Genomic DNA, 4,501 nt, shown 5'->3' on the forward strand with positions numbered 1-4,501 from the left:
GAGAAGACCATGGCCCGCAACGACGACAGATCCGAACTTGACGCGCTGGACCGGCGCATCCTGGGCGAGTTGCAGGCCGATGCCGCCCAATCGCTGGACGATATCGCGAAAAAGGTCGGCTCGTCCAAGACGCCCGTGTGGAACCGCATCCGCAAGATGCGCGAGGCGGGCGTGATCCGCCAGCAAACGGTGATCGTGGACCCAAGGGCGCTGGATCGCGACACCTGTTTCTTCGTGCTGATCCGCACCTCCGAACACGAGGCGGACTGGCAGCGGCGTTTCCTTGCCGCGCTCCTGAAACGCCCCGAGGTGCTGGAAGCGCACCGGCTGGCGGGCGAGATCGACTATATCCTCAAGGTGCGCGTCTCGGACGCCGCGGCCTATGACACCTTCTACCAGGCGCTGAACGCGGATGTGCGCATCTTCAACGTCACGGCGCTTCTGTCGATGGAGGAGATCAAGGCGACCACCATCCTGCCGGCTGGATGAACCGTCCGCCCGACCGTGACGCTTGACTTGTCGGCACCGATGGCCCATGTGACACCCAACGCTGCGCTGCCGCGTGAGCAGGCCGCACCCCCGGGTGCATCAGCGCAAACGAAACCAGAGTCCCCCATCACGCAGGGTTCCTGATGCGACGGCCGGATGGCGCGGGATTCCCCCGTCCGTTCCGAGGCTGCGCAGACCCACTTGCGCCGCGCTGGTTGCGCTGCGTTCCGGCTTTCCGTGCGGGGCCTCATGCCCTTGCGCGACCAGTAAAGGATATCCCTTGACCGACTTCACCACGCTTGGCCTTGCACCGGCCCTGACCGACGCGCTCCGCCAGGCGGGCTTTACCCAACCGACCCCGATCCAGACCCAGGCGATCCCGCTGGCGCTGGAGGGCCATGACATCCTGGGCCTGGCCCAGACCGGCACCGGCAAGACGCTGGCCTTCGGCCTTCCGCTGATCGACCGGCTGTTGGCGACCCCCGACAGGCCCGCGCCGAAATCCGCCAGGGCGCTGATCCTCGCCCCCACCCGCGAACTGGTCACCCAGATCGCCGACGCGCTGCGCGCCCTGACCACGGGCACGAAACTGCGCGTGGCGACCGTGGTGGGCGGGCAGTCCATCAACCGTCAGATCAGCCTTCTGGACCGCGGCACCGACATCCTTGTGGCGACGCCGGGTCGGCTGATCGACCTGATGGACCGGCGCGCGGTCGATCTGGGCCGGGCACGGTATCTGGTGCTGGACGAGGCCGACCAGATGCTGGATCTGGGCTTCATCCACGCCCTGCGCCGGATCGCCCCGAAACTGGGCACCCCGCGCCAGACCATGCTGTTCTCGGCCACCATGCCGAAACAGGTGGAGGAACTCAGCCGCGCCTACCTGACCAACCCCCGGCGCGTGCAGGTCTCCCGCCCGGGCAAGGCCGCCGACAAGGTCACCCAGTCGGTGCATTTCCTCGACAAGGCCGAGAAACCCGCCCGCCTGCGCGAGATCCTGATCCGGGATCCCGGCGCGCTGACGCTGGTCTTCGCGCGCACCAAGCATGGCGCGGAAAAGCTGATGAAGGGGCTGGTCGCCGACGGGCACAACGCCGCCTCGATCCATGGCAACAAGAGCCAGGGCCAGCGCGACCGCGCGATCAAGGCGTTCCGCGAGGGCACGATCACCACGCTGGTCGCCACCGATGTTGCCGCGCGCGGCATCGACATTCCGGGCGTGGCCTATGTCGTGAACTACGACCTGCCCGAGGTGCCGGACAACTATGTCCACCGCATCGGCCGCACCGCCCGCGCCGGGCGCGAGGGCGAGGCGATTGCGCTTTGCGCGCATGACGAGTTGGGGCTGCTGCAACAGATCGAACGCTTGATGAAGATCGAGATCCCCGTGGCCCGCGGCGACCGCCCCGCCGGCAGCGCCACACCGGCCCGCAACGCGGGCAAGCCGCCGCGTCGGGGCGGCAAACCGGCCGCCCGCCTGTTCGCCGAGGCCCCGGCGGCAGGCAAGGGATGTCGCCCGCGTCGCCGCCGCACGGCCTGAGGCCAGTCACCACCCGCGCGCTGCACCCGTTGCCGCGCCGGGTTCTGGCATCCGGCGGTCCGGCCCCTATATCCCTTGGCAAAAGGGAGACATGCCATGACCGACCGGACCCGCCGCGCCGAGGAAGCGCGGCAGAAGATCCTCGCCTCGGGCGATGCCGAGCTGATCGATCGCCTTCATCTTCTGGACGCCGCCGCCGGAACGGCCCCGCCCGCGCGGCCTGCGCGCAATCGGGCCGGGCCGGGACTTCTGGGCACCGGGCTTGCCGTCGCGGGCGGCGCGTGGCTCGGGACGGTGCTGGCCGGGCTGACGCTGTCGGGCGAGATGCAGGCGGCCTTTGCGGCGGTGGCCGACGAGCTTGGGTTCGACCCCGACATTGCCGGGCTTGACGGCGAGGCGCTGGCCGAAGCGAGCGATGACGGCGACTTTCTGGACGATTTCGGCCTCGGCGATCTGTTCGACGTCTGAGACCGCGCCGCGCCACCGCCAGTCTGGGCACGGCAGGCGGGGCACCTTCCCCCCTTCCCGAACTGCGCCGCATTCCCGGTGGATCGCGACCGATCCTTAGCCTCGTCCTGAGACAAGCGGGGAACACGGTCAGTCGCATCCGGCGAAAGGCGCGCGCCCATGGCCACCTGTACCCTCGGCGGCTATGCCGTCTCGCAATTCCTGATCGAGGGCGGCGGTCCACCCGACATCGGCGCGCGCTTCATGCTCGAACCGGATTTCGTCGCGGAAGCCGACCGGCTGATCATCACCGTCACCAATGACGGTGGCATCTTCCACGGCTCGGCCAACACCGTCCCTGACAACACGCAGAGCGCGACGATCACCAATGCCGGGGGCGACACCCTTGCCTCGGGCGATGTCCGGCTGGGCTATTCCACGACGCTGAGCAGCCCGGCGGGTGGCACGATCACGGTCTATCAGGTGCTGGTGAACGGCACGCTTGCGGGCCATGTCGTCGACGGCCAGCTGGAACCCGGCGTCACCTGTCTGATCGCCAACTGGTCGGACACCCTGCTTGCCGACCCGCCTGACTACAACGCCCTTTCGACCCCGGCGCGGGATCCCGGACAGGACGCAGTCATCCAGGGCGGCATCTACGACGATCACATCCTGGCAGGCGGCGACAACGACTCGGTCGATGGCGGGGACGGCAGTGACACGCTGATTGGCGGGACGGGCAACGACACGATCATCGGGGGCGCGGGCGACGACCGCATCACCACCGGCGGCGGTTCGGACCTGATCGTTCTGGAGCCGGGCGGCGGCTGGGACACCGTCACCGATTTCGACATGACCATGATCGACGGCCGCACGCGCGATCAGCTCGATGGCGCGACCCTGCTCGACCGTGCAGGCAACCCTGTCCGGGCGCGCGACGTTACCATTCAGGATGACGGCGCGGGCAGCGCGATCCTGGTCTTTCCGGGTGGCGAGAAGGTGACGCTTCTGGGCGTCACGCCCGAACAGGTCGCCCCGATCGAGACGCTTCAGGCCATGGGCATCACCTGCATCGGGTCGGGCAAGCGGATCGACACGCCCGACGACCCCCGCCCGTTCGAGACGCTGCGCGAGGGTGACGCGGTCCTGTCCCGGGACGCGCGCGGCCTGCCGGTTGCCCACCCCACCCGATTCATCGCCGCCCGCAGGGTCGAGACCGACGAGATGACCCGCACCCCGCGCCATGCCCCCATCGAGATCGCCGCGGGCGCGCTCGGCCCGCATGGGCGACTGTGGCGTCACGCCAGCACGTGGTGCGGGTGGGTCCGCAAGGCCGCGCCGGTGACGGCCTGACCCGTCCCGCCCGAACCACAGCCGGCAGGCGCGGAAAGGGGGTTGCAACCCCACATTGTTCCCTTATTGTTCCCATTGGAGCATCAGGGAAAATCCGCCACTATGTTGGATATGACAAGCTCTCCGGCACAAGACCTGCGCGTGTTTCTGGATGGTGGCCGGTTCGGCACCGTGCTGGCCGATCCGCCCTGGCGATTCGTCAACCGCACCGGCAAGGTCGCGCCGGAACATCGGCGCCTGTCGCGCTATCCCACGCTCGATGTGGACGAGATCTGCGCCCTGCCCGTCGCGGACCACCTTGCGGATCGCGCGCATTGTTATCTGTGGGTGCCGAACGCGCTGTTGCCGCAGGGCTTGCAGGTGCTTTCGGCCTGGGGGTTCGAGTACAAGTCGAATATCGTCTGGCACAAGGTGCGCAAGGATGGCGGCTCGGACGGGCGCGGCGTGGGCTTCTATTTCCGCAACGTGACCGAGATCCTTCTGTTCGGCACCCGCGGGCGCAATGCGCGCACGCTGGATGCGGGGCGGCGGCAGGTCAACATGCTGCAGACCCGCAAGCGCGAACATTCCCGCAAGCCGGACGAACAATACGAGCTGATCGAAAGCTGTTCCTGGGGTCCCTATCTGGAACTGTTCGGCCGCGGTGTCCGGCAGGGCTGGACGGTCTGGGGC

5 protein-coding genes are annotated in these 4,501 nt (G+C 68.4%); all 5 read left to right on the forward strand.

The annotated features are described in order from the left end of the window. Window positions 1–9: 9 nt before the first annotated feature. Complete coding sequence (locus ENN83_RS08680) at window positions 10–489, forward strand: Lrp/AsnC family transcriptional regulator (RefSeq protein ID WP_287186006.1); 480 nt, start codon at window positions 10–12, stop codon at window positions 487–489. Window positions 490–769: 280 nt separating this feature from the next. After that, complete coding sequence (locus tag ENN83_RS08685) at window positions 770–2,029, forward strand: DEAD/DEAH box helicase (protein ID WP_287185999.1); 1,260 nt, start codon at window positions 770–772, stop codon at window positions 2,027–2,029. A gap of 96 nt (window positions 2,030–2,125) precedes the next feature. Beyond that, window positions 2,126–2,497 (forward strand): hypothetical protein, encoded by a 372-nt coding sequence (locus ENN83_RS08690; RefSeq protein WP_287186001.1) that lies wholly within the window; start codon window positions 2,126–2,128, stop codon window positions 2,495–2,497. A gap of 159 nt (window positions 2,498–2,656) precedes the next feature. Continuing rightward, a complete protein-coding gene (locus ENN83_RS08695) occupies window positions 2,657–3,829 on the forward strand; it encodes a Hint domain-containing protein (protein ID WP_287186002.1) in 1,173 nt (390 codons plus the stop codon). A gap of 111 nt (window positions 3,830–3,940) precedes the next feature. After that, window positions 3,941–4,501 (forward strand): MT-A70 family methyltransferase (locus ENN83_RS08700; protein WP_287186004.1); only part of this gene is annotated, 561 nt, incomplete at its 3' end.

The sequence above is a fragment of the Rhodovulum sp. genome (assembly GCF_011048875.1).
In the GTDB taxonomy this organism is placed as follows: Bacteria; Pseudomonadota; Alphaproteobacteria; order Rhodobacterales; family Rhodobacteraceae; genus Rhodovulum; species Rhodovulum tesquicola.